At 63.7% G+C, this 16,556-nt stretch carries 21 protein-coding genes and 1 pseudogene; 10 read left to right on the forward strand and 12 right to left on the reverse strand.

What is annotated here, in order from left to right; translation table 11 throughout:
* Positions 1–6 precede the first annotated feature (6 nt).
* A pseudogene (locus EI171_RS26770) lies at positions 7–213 on the reverse strand (hypothetical protein); the annotation flags it as partial.
* A gap of 86 nt (positions 214–299) precedes the next feature.
* Positions 300–701 (reverse strand): heme-binding protein, encoded by a 402-nt coding sequence (locus tag EI171_RS26775; protein ID WP_231166706.1) that lies wholly within the window; start codon positions 699–701, stop codon positions 300–302.
* On the opposite strand from EI171_RS26775, the gene EI171_RS26780 reads away from it, so the two are divergent.
* Positions 666–1,784, forward strand: a complete 1,119-nt coding sequence (locus EI171_RS26780) for a LysR family transcriptional regulator (protein WP_231166705.1) — start codon at positions 666–668, stop codon at positions 1,782–1,784. The two genes, EI171_RS26775 and EI171_RS26780, sit on opposite strands and share 36 nt — an antisense overlap.
* 104 nt (positions 1,785–1,888) lie before the next feature.
* Here the strand turns inward: EI171_RS26780 and EI171_RS26785 are convergent, their stop codons facing one another.
* Positions 1,889–2,383: a DUF302 domain-containing protein gene (locus EI171_RS26785; protein WP_028171152.1), complete on the reverse strand. Its 495-nt coding sequence runs from the start codon at positions 2,381–2,383 to the stop codon at positions 1,889–1,891.
* 192 nt (positions 2,384–2,575) lie between these two features.
* Positions 2,576–3,346 (reverse strand): alpha/beta hydrolase, encoded by a 771-nt coding sequence (locus EI171_RS26790; RefSeq protein ID WP_161535130.1) that lies wholly within the window; start codon positions 3,344–3,346, stop codon positions 2,576–2,578.
* Between the two features lie 215 nt (positions 3,347–3,561).
* Between EI171_RS26790 and EI171_RS26795 the strand changes: the two genes are divergently transcribed.
* The 3 genes from EI171_RS26795 to EI171_RS26805 all read left to right on the forward strand — a co-directional run bounded on the left by EI171_RS26795 (position 3,562) and on the right by EI171_RS26805 (position 6,686).
* The gene (locus EI171_RS26795) at positions 3,562–4,524 is read left to right on the forward strand and encodes an AraC family transcriptional regulator (protein ID WP_028171150.1); all 963 of its coding nucleotides are present in this window, start codon (positions 3,562–3,564) and stop codon (positions 4,522–4,524) included.
* A 1,276-nt stretch (positions 4,525–5,800) separates the two neighbouring features.
* Entirely contained in the window at positions 5,801–6,034 is a 234-nt protein-coding gene (locus EI171_RS26800; protein ID WP_074077712.1) for a DUF3551 domain-containing protein, read from the forward strand.
* A 124-nt stretch (positions 6,035–6,158) separates the two neighbouring features.
* Complete coding sequence (locus tag EI171_RS26805) at positions 6,159–6,686, forward strand: hypothetical protein (protein WP_039184394.1); 528 nt, start codon at positions 6,159–6,161, stop codon at positions 6,684–6,686.
* Between the two features lie 161 nt (positions 6,687–6,847).
* On the opposite strand, the gene EI171_RS26810 is transcribed toward EI171_RS26805, so the two are convergent.
* The 3 genes from EI171_RS26810 to EI171_RS26815 form a co-directional block, all read right to left on the reverse strand.
* Positions 6,848–7,552 (reverse strand): hypothetical protein, encoded by a 705-nt coding sequence (locus tag EI171_RS26810; protein WP_028171147.1) that lies wholly within the window; start codon positions 7,550–7,552, stop codon positions 6,848–6,850.
* Between the two features lie 267 nt (positions 7,553–7,819).
* Positions 7,820–7,969, reverse strand: a complete 150-nt coding sequence (locus EI171_RS44955) for a hypothetical protein (protein WP_007609497.1) — start codon at positions 7,967–7,969, stop codon at positions 7,820–7,822.
* A 57-nt stretch (positions 7,970–8,026) separates the two neighbouring features.
* A complete protein-coding gene (locus tag EI171_RS26815) occupies positions 8,027–8,497 on the reverse strand; it encodes a hypothetical protein (RefSeq protein WP_161535131.1) in 471 nt (156 codons plus the stop codon).
* A gap of 114 nt (positions 8,498–8,611) precedes the next feature.
* On the opposite strand from EI171_RS26815, the gene EI171_RS26820 reads away from it, so the two are divergent.
* Positions 8,612–9,070 carry a hypothetical protein gene (locus tag EI171_RS26820; protein WP_028171146.1) on the forward strand — a complete coding sequence of 153 codons (459 nt, stop codon included), beginning with the start codon at positions 8,612–8,614 and terminating at the stop codon, positions 9,068–9,070.
* Between the two features lie 89 nt (positions 9,071–9,159).
* Here the strand turns inward: EI171_RS26820 and EI171_RS26825 are convergent, their stop codons facing one another.
* From EI171_RS26825 to EI171_RS26840, 4 genes are all read right to left on the reverse strand, one after another.
* On the reverse strand, positions 9,160–9,981 hold the full coding sequence (locus EI171_RS26825; protein WP_161535132.1) for a tetratricopeptide repeat protein: 822 nt from the start codon (positions 9,979–9,981) through the stop codon (positions 9,160–9,162).
* A gap of 32 nt (positions 9,982–10,013) precedes the next feature.
* The gene (locus EI171_RS26830) at positions 10,014–10,700 is read right to left on the reverse strand and encodes a substrate-binding domain-containing protein (protein ID WP_161535133.1); all 687 of its coding nucleotides are present in this window, start codon (positions 10,698–10,700) and stop codon (positions 10,014–10,016) included.
* An 18-nt stretch (positions 10,701–10,718) separates the two neighbouring features.
* Entirely contained in the window at positions 10,719–11,420 is a 702-nt protein-coding gene (locus EI171_RS26835; protein ID WP_161535134.1) for a GrlR family regulatory protein, read from the reverse strand.
* Between the two features lie 196 nt (positions 11,421–11,616).
* Positions 11,617–12,651, reverse strand: coding sequence for a glutamine synthetase beta-grasp domain-containing protein (locus tag EI171_RS26840; protein ID WP_011086942.1), 1,035 nt, complete (start codon positions 12,649–12,651; stop codon positions 11,617–11,619).
* 536 nt (positions 12,652–13,187) lie between these two features.
* Here EI171_RS26840 and EI171_RS26845 point away from each other — a divergent pair.
* Positions 13,188–13,391 (forward strand): DUF2735 domain-containing protein, encoded by a 204-nt coding sequence (locus EI171_RS26845; protein ID WP_161535135.1) that lies wholly within the window; start codon positions 13,188–13,190, stop codon positions 13,389–13,391.
* A 110-nt stretch (positions 13,392–13,501) separates the two neighbouring features.
* Here the strand turns inward: EI171_RS26845 and EI171_RS26850 are convergent, their stop codons facing one another.
* Complete coding sequence (locus tag EI171_RS26850; protein WP_161535136.1) at positions 13,502–13,828, reverse strand: MliC family protein; 327 nt, start codon at positions 13,826–13,828, stop codon at positions 13,502–13,504.
* A gap of 48 nt (positions 13,829–13,876) precedes the next feature.
* Between EI171_RS26850 and EI171_RS26855 the strand changes: the two genes are divergently transcribed.
* From EI171_RS26855 to EI171_RS26870, 4 genes are all read left to right on the forward strand, one after another.
* Positions 13,877–14,620 carry a tyrosine-protein phosphatase gene (locus EI171_RS26855; protein WP_161535137.1) on the forward strand — a complete coding sequence of 248 codons (744 nt, stop codon included), beginning with the start codon at positions 13,877–13,879 and terminating at the stop codon, positions 14,618–14,620.
* Between the two features lie 23 nt (positions 14,621–14,643).
* Entirely contained in the window at positions 14,644–15,324 is a 681-nt protein-coding gene (locus tag EI171_RS26860) for an SDR family oxidoreductase (protein ID WP_161535138.1), read from the forward strand.
* 100 nt (positions 15,325–15,424) lie between these two features.
* Complete coding sequence (locus EI171_RS26865) at positions 15,425–16,111, forward strand: DUF2161 domain-containing phosphodiesterase (protein WP_161535139.1); 687 nt, start codon at positions 15,425–15,427, stop codon at positions 16,109–16,111.
* A 103-nt stretch (positions 16,112–16,214) separates the two neighbouring features.
* Positions 16,215–16,520 carry a hypothetical protein gene (locus EI171_RS26870; RefSeq protein WP_028171140.1) on the forward strand — a complete coding sequence of 102 codons (306 nt, stop codon included), beginning with the start codon at positions 16,215–16,217 and terminating at the stop codon, positions 16,518–16,520.
* Positions 16,521–16,556: the final 36 nt, after the last annotated feature.

A 16,556-nucleotide genomic window follows, 5' to 3' on the forward strand; every position in this document is an offset into this window, starting at 1 on the left:
ACGTTTTTATGACGCGCTTCGCGAGGTACATGCGGCCCTTCGCATCAGCTTGAGCAAGGCGGCAAGGCGCAGGCTGCGCTTGCCGGCGAGCGCGATGCCTTCGAGCTCGCCGCTACCCGCCGTGCAGGTCCCGGAGAAGCCGATCCCGACCTCATAGCCGCCGAAGACCGGATTTTCGCCTTTCGCCGGCGTGTGCTCCTGGTCGCCAAATTCCCGCAATATGCCCCAAGGTTTAGGGCTCATAGATCAGGGCTTGTGGAGCCCGACCCTCTGCACCAGGCCCATCTCCTCATGGTTCGTCATGTCGCCGTGGCGCTTGACGACACTGGTGAAATCGGGGACGCGGCCGCAAGACCTGCCGCGGCGACTTGCGCATCCTGGGTTGACTGCATGCCCGATACGCCGATCGCTCCGATCACCCTGCCGTCGCGCAGGATCGGAAGGCCGCCCTCCAGAGGCGTCAGGTTGGTCATGCCCAGCAGCCGCCAGTGAAGGCCGCCGTCCGCCAGCGCGGATTCGAACGCGCCGGTCGGCCGCCTGAAATCGACGGCGGTCTTCGCCTTCTGCTGCGCGACGAGCACGCTGCCGTGCTGCGCCTGGTCGAGACGGTACAACAGCACGAGATGACCGCCGCTGTCGGTAATGGCGATGACCATGGGCCAGCCATGACGTTGCGCCTCGGCACGCGCCGCATCGGCCACCAGCGCCGCCTCATCAAGGGTGATCGGGGCACCATAGAGCGGCGTCAGGGCCGCGAGGGGGACGTTTGCCACGCAGGCATCAGGCTTCGTCATGGGAAGCTCCAGGTGATCGGGAGCCCATTCCCAACACATGACACTTGTGATGATAATAGCCGCAGATGCGGACATATTATCTCACTTTTCGGGAGAATAGCGCTGGCCTCGCTTGCGGATTATGCGACGTTCCTCGCCGTCATTGACGAAGGCAGCCTGACGTTCGCGGCAACGCGTCTCGGCAGATCGCTGCAGTCGGTGAGCCGTTCGCTTGCGCGGCTCGAGGACGATCTTGGCGTGGAGCTCGTATCGCGAACGACGCGGCGCCTGCACCCCACACCCGCGGGCCTCGAATTCGCCGGCCGCATCCGCCTCGCACTGACGACCATCGACGCCGCGCGCGAGGACCTGCTCGCCAGCGACCGGCGGCTTGCCGGGACCATCCGCATCGGCACCTCGAGCCTTTTCGGCCCCGAATTTGTCACGCCCGTCCTGAGCCAGTTCCTGGCGCGGAATCCGGAGATCGACCTCGAGCTCGTCCTCTCCGACGAGCGTGTCGATCTCGTCGCCGAGAAGCTCGATTTTGCCGTTCGCATCGGCAACCTGCCAGACTCGAATTTGCGGACTCGCCGGATCGGTGGACTGAGCTGGGCGGTGTTCGCCTCGCCGGCCTATCTCGCCGCCCACGGGCGTCCCGAGCATCCGCAAGAATTATCCCGTCATGAATGCGTGTTGCGAGCGAGCGATGACGACAGGTGGGCATTCGGAGGCAACAAGAAGCGTATCGAAGTCCATGGTCGCTTTCGGTCGGAAAGCGCCGCGGCACGCAATGCGGCCGTCGCGTCCGGCTTTGGCATCGGGCTCGCTCCGCTCTGGCAGGTCCGCAGGCTCATCGATCAGGGGATCGTCGAGCAAATCCTCGTCGGCCACGAGCCGCCGCCCATCCCGCTCCAGATTGTCTGGCCCACGCGAGGAGCCGGCGCGATGCCTCGGCGGGTCCGCGCAGCCATCGACTTCCTCGTGGCCCGGCTTTCCGCCCTGCGGATATGAGCTGCGGCTTTCGCGCTGGCAGCGACCGCTTGCGCGACCTCGTCGCGTTCCGCGATTGGTATGAATTACTCACTTCCATCAGCCAAAGACGTCATCAAAACGTTTCAGCCTGCACATTCGCGTAGCAAAGCGGTGATTTTCGCATCGAGATTTTGGGCGACGGCAAGGGCTTCCGAACTGCCATAATGCCGCAGATAACTCTCCATTTTATCATAGGAGACGTGCACGCCGTCGGCACGCTCATCAATGAGCACTGTGACCGGAGCGTAAGATCCGGCGTCGGGCACGTGCTTGACCATTTCTTTCATGATGAGTGGATTTCCGACCACAAGCCGTATGATCCTCGGCGTCCTGGATCCATTTTCCCGACGCAAGATGTCGCCCAAGTCGAACTCAGCGAAGAGCATAAGGTCGGTGCGACCCAGGCCGCTCTGTACAATGCGCTTTAAATCCGGGAAGGATTCTGTGGCCCTCGTCGCCCTGAAAAATTCGACAATGTCAGGCTGACCGATCGCCGACTTGAGCGCAGCCACGACGGCGTCGAACGGCTTTGAACTCGTGAGGCTGAAGCGCTCAACTTCGACTTTTTGGATTTTCATCTTATCTTCCGTACCAACTGTCATGGATGAAGTGGCTCGATCGCATCGGAACGCGCCGGGTAGCGCGGCGATCGAAACCTTCCTTCAGGATATCGCTGGCGCTCCTGCGGCTTGGCCGACTCGCGCCGTCGCCCTTGCAGGCGCTCTGCGAGCGTGGGCGCTCCCGGCGCGACTGCGCCGGGAGTCGTACCGTCACTTCACGAGCGCGGCCTTTTCGATCACCTCAGCGACCACCTTCGCATGCACGACAAGCGAGGCATGGCTACCGGCGACTTCCGTCGTCTGAGCCTTCATCCTTGTCGCGAAGAATTTCTGGGCCTCGGGCGCGATGACTTTGTCCTTCGTGGTGATGACATCGAACGTCGGCTTGTCGTGCCAGGCCGCAATGCTGACGGGGGCTTCGAACGCAACGTGATTCAACGGAAGCTGCGAGTTGGCCAGGTGCTCAGCGATCTCCGGAGGAAGGTCAGCCGCGACGGCCGACGGAAAAATCTTGGGATCGATGTACAGATTGCCCTTCGCGTCGGGATGGATCGCGTTGCCGCCTTCGGTCGGCGGGCCGGCCTTTGCCAGCGACGCCAGGGATTCGCCGACCTCCGGCGCGAAGGCGGACACATAGACCAGCGCCGAAACCTTGGGATCGTTGCCGGCTTGCGTGATCACCATACCGCCCCAGGAGTGGCCGACCAGAACGGTCCTGCCGTCCTGTCTCGCCAGCGCCTGCTTGGTGGCATCGACGTCAGCGACGAGCGAGGTGAGCGGATTTTCCACGAGCGTGACGTTGTAGCCTTTCTTCGTGAGAATATCGGCAACCGGCTGCCAGCTCGTCTGGTCCACGAAAGCGCCGTGCACGAGCACGATGTTGTGCGCTGCTCCCTTGGGCAGTTCGGCGGATTGGGCGGAGCCGACCAACGTCGATCCGGCCAAGAGTACAGTGGCGGCTGAGAGAAGGATACTTCGCATTGAATGTTCCTGTTGGCGTGTCGGACGAAATCAGTCCGGGGGGATGGACAGGCGTTTCCAGCAAGGTCGCGGTTCTTCCATCTGCCGTCGGCGAAATGGTTGCCGCACCTACCGTCGGCCCGCTGCGACATGATCTATTCTGCGGGCATTTCGGACGATAGGGATCAATCGTCCGCATGTTGTGTCCGATCGTCCACCGGTCTAATCTGGACCGCATGGACATCCTCACCCAGGTGCTCGATCGGGTTCGTCTCGGCGGGACGCTGCTCTTTCACTTCGAGCTCGGCCATCCCTGGCATCTTGAGTTGCCGGCGCGCCCCTACGCCCTGTTTCACTATCTCAGCCAGGGTTCGGCGACCCTCGCGCTCGAACAGGGAGAGGAAATCCAGATGACCGAGGGCGATTTCGTCGTGATCACGCGCGGCGAGCCCCATGTATTTTATTCGGATCGCCGGGCCGAGCCTTTGCGCATCGCGGATATCGAACGGTCGTCGCCACGCCTCGGATTCCTTCGTCACGGCAGCCGTGCAAAGCCGCTCTCGACCATGCTCTGCGGCAATTTCACCGTGTCGCGGCCGATGTTTGGCAGCGTGCTGGAGTTGCTTCCACCCGTGCTCTTGCTGAAGCCGACGGCGGACCGTGGTTGGCTTGAAGCCATCCTGCGCCGCATGATGAGCGAGTCCGCGCTCGAGCGTCCTGGCCAAGGCGTCGCGCTTTCACGACTGACGGAAGTGCTCTTTGTCGAGGTGCTGCGAAGCTGGATCGCGTCGCTCAGTCCCGGACAAGGCGGCTGGATCGGGGCCATTTCTGATCCCCATATCGGACCGGCGCTGAAGCTAATTCACGAAAGTCCGGAGCAGCTCTGGACGCTGAGCGACCTTGGCCGTCGCGTCGGGCTCGGCCGCTCGGCATTTTCGGCGCGCTTTACCAGGCTCGTCGGCCAGTCCATGCACCGTTATGTGATCGAACGCCGAATGGCCGAGGCGGCGTTTCTGCTCGAAACAAGCGATGAGCCCATCGCGCGGATTGCCAGCCGGGTTGGCTACGAGACAGCGGCGGCGTTTTCGAAGCTGTTTCACCGGCATCACGGACATTCGCCAGGCCGCTACCGAGCCTCTCGACGCGCCGACGGAGGCTACGCGCAATCGGGCAATTCGGAAGTACACGTATCCGATTGACCTCGAGCACGCGCGCCGTCGCCATGTCTGCAAGTGGCCCATCGCCGACAACGTCGCCTTCCAACAGCAAAGCAGACGCGACGAATTTATGAGTACCCGCCCTACGCCCGCCGCATCAGCTTGAGCCGAAGCCGCCAGCCGCAGGCTGCGCTTGCCGGCGCGCTGGTCGATGCCTGGGTGAAGACCGGGGCGGCGTGTCCGGCTCCGTGACGAGGCGCTAGGGCGAGTACTCATGACCGTCGGCTTCCGAAGATAAAGCGGACGTCGCCCCGCTTGGTCATCATCGCCGGCTTATGACCCATATCCGACGTACTACGGCCGTTGGCCCGATGTCGGCTTCTTGACCCTCAAGGACATTGAGGCTGAGTTAGGATATTGCAGCCCGGCAATGTCGCCCCTTCGAAGGATGCATGTTGCGATAGCTGACACTTGACGACATGGATCAAGCCGTTGTCGTCCAACGGCATGCACGTGATCATGCGAAATCCATGGCAAAGCGAGACTTGTAACTTTCGTGAAGCCCAAGCCAAACAGAACCGCGCCCGGAGGCCGGTCATTCATCTTCGATCACGAGAACAGAAAGGTCCCAATCAGCAGGCCCGCAGCGAAAGCGAAAAGCCCCAATGTGCAGCATGAAACGATACGGACGAGGATGCGAACTTGCTCCTCGTACTCCTCTTCTGCGGTCTTGTGGGACTGAGCCGTCACTGCAACTGCCCTGCCATCACCCAGATTTGGCAAATATACGCTCGAAATCATGGTCAGCGCGAGGCATTTTAGTCCCGCCGCGATGCCCTGTTCGTGATCTGGCAGGCATCCCTTACGGGAAGGATCATTGAAGCCTCTCTCGAGGCTACTCTCGGCTCAGCGAGTTGGCGGGCAAATTGAGCACAATTGAATGTCCGCCGGTTGATGTCCGGCTTTGCCCCAATGCGGAGCGGGCTGCTTTCATTCCCCTGCGACGCAGATGTCGAGTGCAAGCGCCGACGAGGTGATCAAATAGCAGATCTCCGCAGCTAGCGCCGAAATTGTTCGCTTATCGGGGTAGAGAGAAAGCAACTGGCCGACCTTCCAAACGGCGCTTTTGACCCCAACCGGCCCTCCGGCATGAAAACTCCGCACCGACGCAGGATCTCGGGAAATTCACTGCGAACTCTACGGGTTTGATCGGATGATCATCCGGAACGCTGAAGCTACAGTCGACCTTGGTCCCGGTGCCTTTCCAACCCAGTGGAGCACAGGTGAGCACTCACCCAACGAGTACAGGAGGACTCCGATGTGCCGTATTCTGTTTGCTGCGGTCTCCACCATTTTGATCTTGGTCACAGTCGGATCACTCTCGCCCGCGGTCGCAGATCGCTACTGCCTACAAGGCCGCCGCTGGGGCCATCCCGGCAACTGCCAGTTCTCGACTCTCCAGCAGTGCAGGACGGCTGCCTCCGGCACACATGCGTCCTGCGGGGTCAATCCGCGCCATGCATTCGGACGCTCGCGGCAGGGCAGACAGTAGTTGAGCGCCGCGGGCGCACCGGGCCGATAATTGTTGGTGGGTGCGGCTTGATTATTGAGAAAATCGTCGACCTGGATGAGTCCCGTTCTGCCTGAATTTCAAGGAATCAAATGGAGGGATGAGAATGTCGGTCCCCTGCAAGTTCGAACGCAGCCTCCTCAGCCACGAAGAATATGAGACGATCCGCCTCACGCACCATCCTGCCATCTATGACGTCGAAATCGCTGAGCTTGAGGCCATGCGACCCCGCTTGCGCAAGATGCGCAATAAGGAGCGAACGCTCGGCCGACAAAGGCAGCGACAGGGGCGCGGAAAAGCCGAGGCTCGCGGAGCCAGCTTTCCAGGAACCGCCGAGCATGCATCAGAACGCAAGCAAGTCTTCGCCGCGGCGCTGAAGCGGTTGAACAACGAGCTTCGGCGTCTTCACAACCTGGCAGCTCGGACCGCGCATGTCGAAGCGGCTCGAAAGGCTCTCGCGCTGCATCGAGCGGCGAACTTCACGATTTATCCCCCAGCCGGAGCCACCGCGAACGAAGGCATGGTGCCGAAGGCAAGCACACGCCGAAGAAAGACCATTGCAGGCGCAAAGATCGGACGAGTGTCGCAGGCGACGAAAGTCGCGCAGGCGGTACGCGACGCGCGAGGCGGATGAGCCTGAGTTGACCCATAACGAACTTGATGCGCAACGCATGCCCTTGTGATCGACGAAGGGCGTGATGTCGCCTGTTGGCCCACGGCCGACATCCAGACGTATCGGATTCAACGTCGCCTTCCAACAGCAAAGCGGACGCGACGAATTTATGAGGACACGCCCTAGGCCCGCCGCATCAGCTTGAGCGAGGCCGCAAGGCGCAGGCTGCGCTTGCCGGCGAGCGCGATGCCTTCGAGCTCGCCGCTATCCGCCGTGCAAGTCCCGGAGAAGCCAATCCCGACCTCATAGCCGCCGAACACCGGATTTTCGCCTTTCGCCGGCGTGTGCTCCTGGTTGAGCATCTCACCCTTCCAGCGGCCGTCGGCCGATGAATAGGAGCCGAGATAGTAGAAGAACGCATCGCCGCCGAGGATGCGGCCGTCGATCAGCAGCATCACGCCGGAGAGTCCGGCATCGACACCGTCAAGCGCGCGCAGGCTCATCCCATAGAGCCCGTTGACGATGCCGCCAGGGCCGACCGCGCCGCTCGGAGGCACCGCCTCGTCGTCGAGCCGGGTGAGATTGGCCCAGAATTTTGCGCCCGGCATGGTGTCCGCGCCGCCCTCCAGACGGATCTGGTTGCCGTGCAGCCTCCCGCGTGCCCCGATCGAGGCGACGTCGGCGCCCATCAGCGGCTTGTAGTTCGGATCCAGATTATGCCGCTCGGTGATGACCTCGGCGATGATCTCGCCGTCGCGCTCGACATAGGTGCCAAGATGCGCGAAGCCCGAATTGCCGCCCAGCATCTTGCCGTCATGCAGGCACATGATGCTGCGGCCGAACGCATCGTTGACGCCGTATTCAACCTTGTAGAGTCCGTCCAGCAACGCAATGAACCCGCAAAATCGGAAAGGAATCGGAAGGCTACCTAGCACCGCCGCCGCACCAAGGCCATCCGGCTTTTGCGCGCAGGGCTGCTCGCCGGACCCTCCGCTGCATGATGCCATCATGCCCCTGTTTTGCCCGACGGGTCAACCGAGATTCGCCAAATCCGCAATCCGTGATTTCGTTGCGATTTCAGTGCCCCGGCTACTGTGCATGGGGTTGTTTTTCGACTTTTTTGTTCTGCGTGGTCCCGGCCGCCTCGCGGCGCGCTAGTGACGCTTGAAATATTGCACCTCGCGCTCGTGCTTCTCGGCCGCCGCGCGGCTCTTGAAGGTGCCGAGGTTGCGACGCTTGCCGGTCTTCGGATTCACCTTGCGTGAGTAAAGGCGATACTCGCCGGATGCCAGTTTGCGGATCATGATCACGCCTCCTGTCGGGTTTTCGGATTCAACCCGCTGCGCGCGAAATCCGTTCCGTCACGGCTTGGATGGCGGCGCAAACTGCTGATTGGCGAATGGCGCCTGGTCGGAAGGAACCTTCATGACGACGAAGTTGCGCTTCATCGACCGGTGGCAGGTGTTGCAGCCCTCGGTCAAATCGCCAAGGGCCTTTGCGAATTTGCGGCCGTCCTTCGCCGTGAGCGCGTCGGACATCGATTGCAGCGATGGCTCCAAGGTCGTGACATTACCGACGGGAATGCCTGAATAGAATACGGCGGCCTCGACCAGGCTGGCCTTGAGCTGGCGCAGCTCATAGGCCGCGAGCTCCCAGTTCTGGGCCTTGCCGGCCAGCCAGAGTTTCTGGTGACGCGTCTGCGCGGCGCCCATGATGTCGCCGAGGCGCGGCACATACTGGTCCGAGGATGGCGATTTGAGGTCCTGCGCCGTTGCCACGGCGGTTAGCGCGCCAAAGCCGGCCAGCGCCAGCATCCACCCCCGAAGCCTCATCGCAGGTCTCCATTTCCCGTGAGAAGCAAGTGTACGCTGGCGCGGTGCCCGGGAGCCTTGCGCTCGATCAAGGGCGGCGTCGAACCCGTCGGCGCACGCGCACGACAAAGGGGCATGAACCGGACCGAACCATCCGCCGAAGAGCAGATCGAGGCCTTCATCGCCAGCGCGGCGAAGCAACCGCTGCTCGATGCCGCGTTCGAACTCTGGCGCTGGCGCTACCGACTGGATTCGATCGAGGGGCGCCCGACCGCCGAGGAGGTCCGCATCAATCGCACCCTCTCGCCGCAGCAGATGGCCGAGAAATATCGTTACGACCGCGACCATGCCCATGAGGGGTCGATGTTCGGCTATGTGAAGCGAGCTCATCCTCGCGCCGACGACAACGCGATCAGGCAGGCCATCATCACCGCCGTCAAATTCGAGGGCGCGGCCGAGGCCCATTTCAAATGGGACGGTGATTTCTGGGACTGCGTCGTACGCGCCGTGGCGCAGGCCGCCGCGGAATATCCCGATTTTCTCGAGACGACCTATCGCGACGCCCGCAACAATCTCGCCTACTACATGAAGTGAGCTACAGCATGATCCGGAAAAGCGGGCAGCGGTTTTCCGAAAGGATCATGCTCAAACAATAATTCTAAAGCGCGATCTCATCGCGCGCTTTAGAAGCACAGCGTGGTGACGAGCTTGCCCTGCTTGTCCTTGATCGCGTAGGGGCAGCGCAGCCGCTCCAGCGCGGCCTTGGCGTCCTCGTCGCCGAGCGCTGCAGCGCGCTCGTAATAGGCTTTCGCGGCGTCCTTGTCCTTCGGCCCGCCGCGACCTTCCTGCGCGAAGGCGCCCATCCGCTCCAGCGCGCCGGGATGGTTTTGCGCGGCCGCCTTCTCGAACAGCGCGCGCGCCGCGACGTCGTCCTTCGCACCGCCCGTGCCTTCGGAGAGCATCAGGCCGAGCTGATACTGCGCCTCCGCGTTGGTCTCGGCGGCCTTGCCCAGCAGTGCGCGAGCCTGCGCGGGATCGGCCGGCGCGGCGCCACCGGCGCCGCCGAGCGCGGCAAGATTGCTGACGCCGCGGGGATTGCCGGCCTGCGCCGCCTTCTCGAACAGCTTTCGCGCCTGCGCTTCGTCCTTTGCAACGCCTGATCCCGTGCCGTAGAGCACACCGAGCTCGACCATGGCCGCGCTCGATCCCTTGTCGGCCGCCTTGCGCCAGGCGGCGATCGCCTCCGCCATCTGACGGCCGGCGGCATAGGCGCGGCCGAGCTCGAACATCGCGCGCCGCGAGGATGGCGCGGCCTGCCTGCAGAATTTGATGGCGGTCGCGACGTCGGAGGCAGCGACCTCCGCCACGCCCTTCACGTCGGCCGGCTTGTCGGGATCGCTGGGATCGGCCGCAACCCGGTCGCACAGGACGAGGTCGGCGGATTGCGCATGCGCCGCGAGGGGCGCGGCAAGCGCAAGGAGAATGGCAAGAAGATAGGTCCGCATGGGCACCACGTTGCGTTCCCGGCCCGGCAAATTCAAGGCTCGAGTCCTGATTGACGGAGAACGGACACGACCTCCGGTGAAGCCAGGTAGCGCAGCAACCGGTCCGCGGCGTCGGCCTGTTTCGCGTTCGCCATGCGGCCGGCGGAGAACACGGCCGGTGTCTGCAAATCGTGCGGGACCGGGCCGACGATTTCGATGCCGTCGACCTGTTTCAGCTCGCTGATCTGCTGCACGGCGAGGTCCGCCTCGCCGTTGACGAGCCGCTCGGCGGTAAAGCCCTGTTCGACGATGGTGGCTTTGGCGTTGATCTCGGCCGCGATCCCCATCCGGACGATCAGCTGGGCGAAGTAGACGCCGCTGGCGCCCAGCCGCGAATAGGCGACGGACCGCGCCGCAAGCAGCGTCTTGCGCAGCCCAGCTTCGGTGGCAATGTCGGGATGCGCCTGCCCTGCCCGCACGGCAATGCCGACGAAGGAGCGCGCGAGATCGGCCGCGCTCTCCGCGACGACGCGGCCCTCGCCGATCATCTCGTCGAGCCCCTCGCGCGTGAGGATGACGAGATCGGCGGCCTCGCCGTCGCGCAGCCGCTTGAGCAGCGCCAGGGTCGGCGCGAAGTCGGATTCGACGTGGATGCCGCTAGCGGTCTCGAAGGCGGTGGACAGGCTGCGCATCGCGCCCATCAGGCCGAGCGTCGAAAGCATGCGGATGGTCTTTTCCATGTGTCTTCCCGGATGAGATCAGGCGCGGTGCATCAGCTTGAGCGCTGCGGTCAGGCGCAGGCTGCGCTTGCCGGCGAGCGCGGTTGCCTCCAGCACCGCCTGCTCCGCGTCGTAGCTGCCGGAGAAGCCGATGCCGACCTCGTGGCCGCCGAAGATCGGATCGTCCTTGGCCGGCGTGTGCTCCTGATTGAGGATCTGGCCCTTCCAGCGGCCGTTCGCGGCGGTGTAGCTGCCGAGATAGTAGAACGCGGCATCGCCGCCGAGAATGCGACCCTGGTTGAGCAGCATCACGCCGGTGAGGCCGCCGTCGACGCCGTCGAGCATGCGCAGGTGGATCGAATAGAGGCCATCGGCGATGCCGCCCTCGCCGACGCCGCCGGCGATCGGCACCTCGTCCTCCGTGATCGGCGACATCACCGACTGGAACGGCACGCCCGGCAGCTCCTTCAGCTCGCCCTTGAAGCGATAGAGATCGCCGTCGGCCCGGCCTTTCGCCAGCAAGGTCGCGTCATCGGTGCCGGCCATGGCGCGGTAGTTCGGATCGGGGTTGTGGCGGACGGTCTTGATGACGATGTCGACGCCGTCATCGGTCTTCTCGTAGGTGCCGATATGGGCGAAGGCCGAATTGCCGCCGAGCATCTTGCCATTGCCGGCATGCATCACGCTCCGGCCAACGGCGTCGCCGAGCTGAAACCGCACCTTGTAGAAACCCTCAAACACCAGCCGTCCCCGGCCCTGCGCACATCCGGGCACAGTCTATCCCGCTTTCGATGACGATGGACAAAATTCACGCCATCACAGCCGGCGGACCACAGGAACGGCCGTCATCAAAATGCAAAAAATCCGCCGGAGCCTTTCAGCTCCGGCGGATTGAATGCCAACCCGGGCCAGCCCCCTCGCCCGGGCCGGGAGGATCTTAGGCGACCGCCTTCTTCTCGGTCGGCACGGACGAGATCGTCTTCAGGATCTGCGAAGCGATCTGGTATGGGTCGCCCTGCGAGTTCGGGCGACGGTCTTCCAGATAGCCCTTGTAGCCGTTGTTGACGAAGGAGTGCGGCACGCGGATCGAAGCGCCGCGGTCGGCAACGCCGTAGCTGAACTTGTTCCACGGCGCGGTCTCGTGCTTGCCGGTCAGACGCTTGTCGTTGTCCGGGCCGTAGACGGCGATGTGGTCCATCAGGTTCTTGTCGAAGGCGGCCATCAGCGCCTCGAAGTACTCCTTGCCGCCGACCGTGCGCATGTACTCGGTCGAGAAGTTGGCGTGCATGCCGGAGCCGTTCCAGTCGGTGTCGCCGAGCGGCTTGCAGTGGAACTCGATGTCGATGCCGTACTTCTCGGTCAGGCGCAGCATCAGGTAGCGGGCCATCCACATTTCGTCAGCGGCCTTCTTGGAGCCCTTGCCGAAGATCTGGAATTCCCACTGGCCCTTCGCGACTTCCGCGTTGATGCCTTCATGGTTGATGCCGGCCGCGAGGCAGAGGTCGAGATGCTCTTCGACGATCTTGCGGGCGACGTCGCCGACGTTCGAGAAGCCGACGCCGGTGTAGTACGGGCCCTGCGGCGCCGGATAACCGGAGGTCGGGAAGCCGAGCGGACGGCCGTCCTTGTAGAAGAAGTATTCCTGCTCGAAGCCGAACCAGGCGCCGGCGTCGTCGAGAATGGTGGCGCGCTTGTTGGAGGCGTGCGGGGTCTTGCCATCGGGCATCATGACTTCGCACATCACGAGCACGCCGTTGGTGCGCGCGGCGTCCGGGAAGACGGCGACCGGCTTCAGCACGCAATCGGAGCTGTGGCCTTCGGCCTGCTGGGTGGAGGAGCCATCGAAGCCCCAGAGCGGAAGCTGCTCGAGCGTCGGGAACGACGCGAATTCCTTGATCTGAGTTTTGCCGCGCAAGTTCGGAGTCGGCGTATATCCGTCGAGCCAGATGTACTCGAGCTTATACTTGGTCATTGAGCCTCTCTGTAGATGATGCGAAAGGTTGGGGGCCCGGGGGCCCCCCACGTTTGTACCCGGCCACCATCGGCCGACCGTTTACAAGCATTTAGCGTGCCAAAAGGCCGCATTGCGGGAGGTTTTCCACCGCGGCCGCCCCCTCCCCGCGAGCGGCCGGCCGTCCCGGGCGGCGTGCGTCATAGCGGCGCACCTTTGCGTGAAGCTGCACTGCAAAAATCCCGCGGAAAACGCCTGATTCTGGAGCAGGCCGGGCGGTGCCGGAGGTTGCCGATGAAACGCGCATCAACGTCCGGCAATTTTCGCAAAGTCTTCGCCCCATCGCCGGCAACCTTCGCAATGGCCCAAGCGTTAGTCACCAAGCTGGTGCCTTGGAGGATGCATTGCACGCTGCCTAGAAAATAAGCTGAAACTGATTTCCTTTTCAGCACTTTGCATTTCGGGGCGCGCGGCCGATATGGGGATTCCAGTAACCACAATCGAACGAGTCAGGCGCACCATGGAGGCCAAGCGCTTCGACCCGAGGAGATACCGCAATGATGAACAATGGTCTGAGTGAGGGATCTGCAAAGATCTATCAATTCCCCGCCGGGGGCCGCGCGGCTCTCGGAGGTCGCCGCTACGGTGAGGCCTGCCTTCCTGCCGACCGTCTCTCGCTTCCTGTGAACGAGACGATCTGCAGCGGAAGCTGGTACCACCAGGAGGCCGTCGACGAAGCCAAGCCGAAATGGGATCGCTAATGCCTGCGTTTGGTTCAATCCCGCGACGCTCCCTGGAGCGACCGGCAGCAGTTTGAAGAGGGTCGAAACAATGAGGTTTCGACCCTTTTTGATTCTTGATGGCAGCGCGGCTAGAGCCCGGGCTTTTCGACCATTGCGCAGGCCGTGACCGGCCGTTTCAGATGCTTGACGGTGGTCGCTCCCGTCTTGCCTATCCTCAGCGTGACCCCCGCCCCCGAATAGCGTGCGCCCGAGACCGTCAGCCGCTTGGCGAGCGTGACGGGTTCGCCGTCGATCTGGAGGAAGGCGCGCTTGTCCGCGTCATAAAACCCGACGATGAACTGCGTACCATCGGCGCAGCGGTAGGTCTGGAACGTCTGTGCACCGGCCAGCCGCATGCCGAAGATTCCGCTCGCCAGCATGGTGATCGCCAAGACAATGGCCTTGTGCCGGTTCATGATCGCCCCCTGTAATGATCCGCCGGCAACATAACAAAAGCATATCCGATGTCAGAGCCCCCTGCCCGCCACCTCGCCTTGCAAGGCGCCAGCAATTTCCGCGATCTTGGTGGCTATCCGACCATCGATGGCCGCACCACGCGCTGGCGGCACATCTTCCGCTCCAACCATCTCGGTCAGCTCACCGCCGATGACATCGAAATCGTCCGCGCGCTCGGCGTCAGGAGCGCGTTCGACTTTCGCGGGCTGGAGGAGCGCGCGGCCGGTGTCTGCGTCGTGAACGAGATCACCGTGCACTCGCTGCCGATCGAGCCGACGGTTGTTGCCGCGCTGCGCGCCGAGCTCGCCCGGGGCACATTGACGGCGCCGGTTGCGCTGGAGCTGATGCGCGAGTCCTATCGCAACTATGTCCGCTACAACACGCACAGCTTTCGCGCGCTGTTCGGCCATCTGCTGGAAGACCGCGCCCCGCTCGTGATCCACTGCACCGCCGGCAAGGACCGCACCGGCTTTGCCAGCGCGCTGATCCTGCATGCGCTCGGCGTTGCCGACGACGTCATTGCCGAGGACTACCTCCTGACCAACCGGCACTACCGGCGCGATGCGTCAAACGCCTCCGATCTTCCCGCCGACGTGCTCGACGCGATCGGCTCCGTCGAGGCCTCGTACCTTGCGGCGGCTTTCGAAGCCGTCGGCAGCGACTATGGCGACCTCGAAACCTACTTGCGCGACGGGCTCAAGGTCGGCACAGCAGAGCGGACCGCACTGAAGGCGCGCTATCTGCAATCGTAGGCGGCCGCGCCGGGAGAACGACAATGCAAGGCAAGGTTCTGATCGTCACCGGCGCGCTCGGCGCTCTCGGTAAAGTGGTTGCGGAGATCGCGCAGTCTCGCGGCGCACGGATCGCCGGCATCGATTACGCGCCCTCGCAAGTACCAGCGACGCCCGAGCGCATCGAGATCGGCGGCGTCGATCTGTCCGACGCGGCGCAGGCGAAGACCGCGGTTGATGCTGCCGCGAAGCACTTTGGCCGGCTCGATGCGCTGATCAACATCGCCGGCGGCTTTGCCTTCGAGACCGTCGGCGACGGCGACACCAAGACGTGGCAGCGCATGTATGCACTCAACGTGCTGACCGCGCTCAACGCCTCGCGCGCGGCGCTGCCGCATCTCGCCGCATCCAGCGCCGGACGCATCATCAACATCGGCGCCATGGGCGCGCTCCAGGCCGGCAATGGCATGGGTCCCTATGCGGCGTCGAAAGCCGGCGTGCATCGCCTCACCGAGGCGCTGGCCAGCGAGTGGAAGGGCAAGGTGACGGTGAACGCGGTGCTGCCGTCGATCATCGACACCACGGCCAACCGCGCCGACATGCCGAAGGCGGACTTCACCAAATGGGTGACGCCGCAGGAGCTTGCCGAGGTCATCCTGTTCCTCGCCAGCGACGCCGCGAGCGGCGTCACCGGCGCGCTGATCCCGGTGGCCGGGCGGGTGTAGTCGAAGTCCGATCCGGTCGTCTGATGAGTGCCGGCTCTGATTCAATCGGAACCCTGAACGCTCTAGACTGTCCACAATTGATTCTCCGATCGGAACACCTGTGGAAACCGCGCTCTACCTGCCCGTCAAACGCTTCCTCGAAGAGCTCGGCTTCACGGTCAAGGGCGAGATCGGCGGCTGCGATCTGGTCGGCCTCAGCGCCGGCGATCCGCCGGTGGTGGTGATCGGCGAGCTCAAGCTCGCCTTCAATCTCGAGCTGATCCTCCAGGCGGTCGACCGCGCGCCGGCCGGCGACGAGGTCTGGATTGCGGCAAAGATGTCGGTGCGCGGCAAGGGCCGCGAGAGCGACTCGCGCTATCGCAATCTCTGCCGCCGCCTCGGCTTCGGCATGCTGGGGGTCACCGACCGCGGCCAGGTCGAGGTGCTGGTGAAGCCGCCGACCGCGGCGCCGCGACGCGAGCCGAAGAAGCGCTCGCGCCTCGTTGCCGAGCATCAGCGCCGCCAGGGCGATCCGGCGCTCGGCGGCAGCACCCGCGCGCCGATCATGACCGCCTATCGGCAGCAGGCACTGGCCTGCGCCGCGGCGCTCGCCGACGGCCCACGGCGCGTGGGCGAGCTGCGCGACCGCTGTCCGGATGCCGGCAAGATATTGCTTAACAATGTGTATGGCTGGTTCGAACGCACCGAGCGGGGAATCTACGGGCTGACCGCGGCTGGACATGCCGCGCTGAAGCGCTGGCCGCAGCAACGGATCAAGATCGACGCCGGTGCTCCGTCACCGTCCTGACACGGGATCGATGCAAGCCGTGAATAGCTGAGCTGCCACACCAAATTCGTATTGCAATGCAACATAGGCGGCACTAGGTATCCCGGATCGAAACGAGGCCCCCATGAGCGCAGACTGGAATACCAAGTACGGCACGCGGCGCGTGCGTCACGATCCGCCCACCCTGGACGAGGCGATCTTCGCCGCCGTCGGCATCACCGACGACCAGGAGCAGCAGGCCGAGATCGCCGCAGCTCTGATGGGGATGCCGCTCGATGTCGTCCAGGCCGAGGTGAAGAAGCAGGCCCGCACCAACAGCCGCATCACCGCCACGCGCGTGATCGCGGGCGAACAGGGCGCACAGCGCTCGGTGGTGGTCGAGCGCCGCGTCGTCCGCCGCTTCGGCACCGGTACACGCACCGGCACCTGAGCGCCTCATCCACACTCCCCAATACAAGAGCGGACC

Origin of the sequence: Bradyrhizobium sp. LCT2 (genome assembly GCF_009931255.1) — a bacterium.
GTDB classification, from domain to species: domain Bacteria; phylum Pseudomonadota; class Alphaproteobacteria; order Rhizobiales; family Xanthobacteraceae; genus Bradyrhizobium; species Bradyrhizobium diazoefficiens.

Coding starts and splice junctions, on each gene's coding strand:
- EI171_RS26780 (WP_231166705.1), top strand. CDS start 666: ATGACGTTGCGCCTCGGCACGCGCCGCATCGGCCACCAGCGCCGCCTC.
- EI171_RS26785 (WP_028171152.1), bottom strand. CDS start 2,383: ATGAAAATCCAAAAAGTCGAAGTTGAGCGCTTCAGCCTCACGAGTTCA.
- EI171_RS26790 (WP_161535130.1), bottom strand. CDS start 3,346: ATGCGAAGTATCCTTCTCTCAGCCGCCACTGTACTCTTGGCCGGATCG.
- EI171_RS26795 (WP_028171150.1), top strand. CDS start 3,562: ATGGACATCCTCACCCAGGTGCTCGATCGGGTTCGTCTCGGCGGGACG.
- EI171_RS26800 (WP_074077712.1), top strand. CDS start 5,801: ATGTGCCGTATTCTGTTTGCTGCGGTCTCCACCATTTTGATCTTGGTC.
- EI171_RS26805 (WP_039184394.1), top strand. CDS start 6,159: ATGTCGGTCCCCTGCAAGTTCGAACGCAGCCTCCTCAGCCACGAAGAA.
- EI171_RS44955 (WP_007609497.1), bottom strand. CDS start 7,969: ATGATCCGCAAACTGGCATCCGGCGAGTATCGCCTTTACTCACGCAAG.
- EI171_RS26815 (WP_161535131.1), bottom strand. CDS start 8,497: ATGAGGCTTCGGGGGTGGATGCTGGCGCTGGCCGGCTTTGGCGCGCTA.
- EI171_RS26820 (WP_028171146.1), top strand. CDS start 8,612: ATGAACCGGACCGAACCATCCGCCGAAGAGCAGATCGAGGCCTTCATC.
- EI171_RS26825 (WP_161535132.1), bottom strand. CDS start 9,981: ATGCGGACCTATCTTCTTGCCATTCTCCTTGCGCTTGCCGCGCCCCTC.
- EI171_RS26830 (WP_161535133.1), bottom strand. CDS start 10,700: ATGGAAAAGACCATCCGCATGCTTTCGACGCTCGGCCTGATGGGCGCG.
- EI171_RS26840 (WP_011086942.1), bottom strand. CDS start 12,651: ATGACCAAGTATAAGCTCGAGTACATCTGGCTCGACGGATATACGCCG.
- EI171_RS26845 (WP_161535135.1), top strand. CDS start 13,188: ATGATGAACAATGGTCTGAGTGAGGGATCTGCAAAGATCTATCAATTC.
- EI171_RS26850 (WP_161535136.1), bottom strand. CDS start 13,828: ATGAACCGGCACAAGGCCATTGTCTTGGCGATCACCATGCTGGCGAGC.
- EI171_RS26855 (WP_161535137.1), top strand. CDS start 13,877: ATGTCAGAGCCCCCTGCCCGCCACCTCGCCTTGCAAGGCGCCAGCAAT.
- EI171_RS26860 (WP_161535138.1), top strand. CDS start 14,644: ATGCAAGGCAAGGTTCTGATCGTCACCGGCGCGCTCGGCGCTCTCGGT.
- EI171_RS26870 (WP_028171140.1), top strand. CDS start 16,215: ATGAGCGCAGACTGGAATACCAAGTACGGCACGCGGCGCGTGCGTCAC.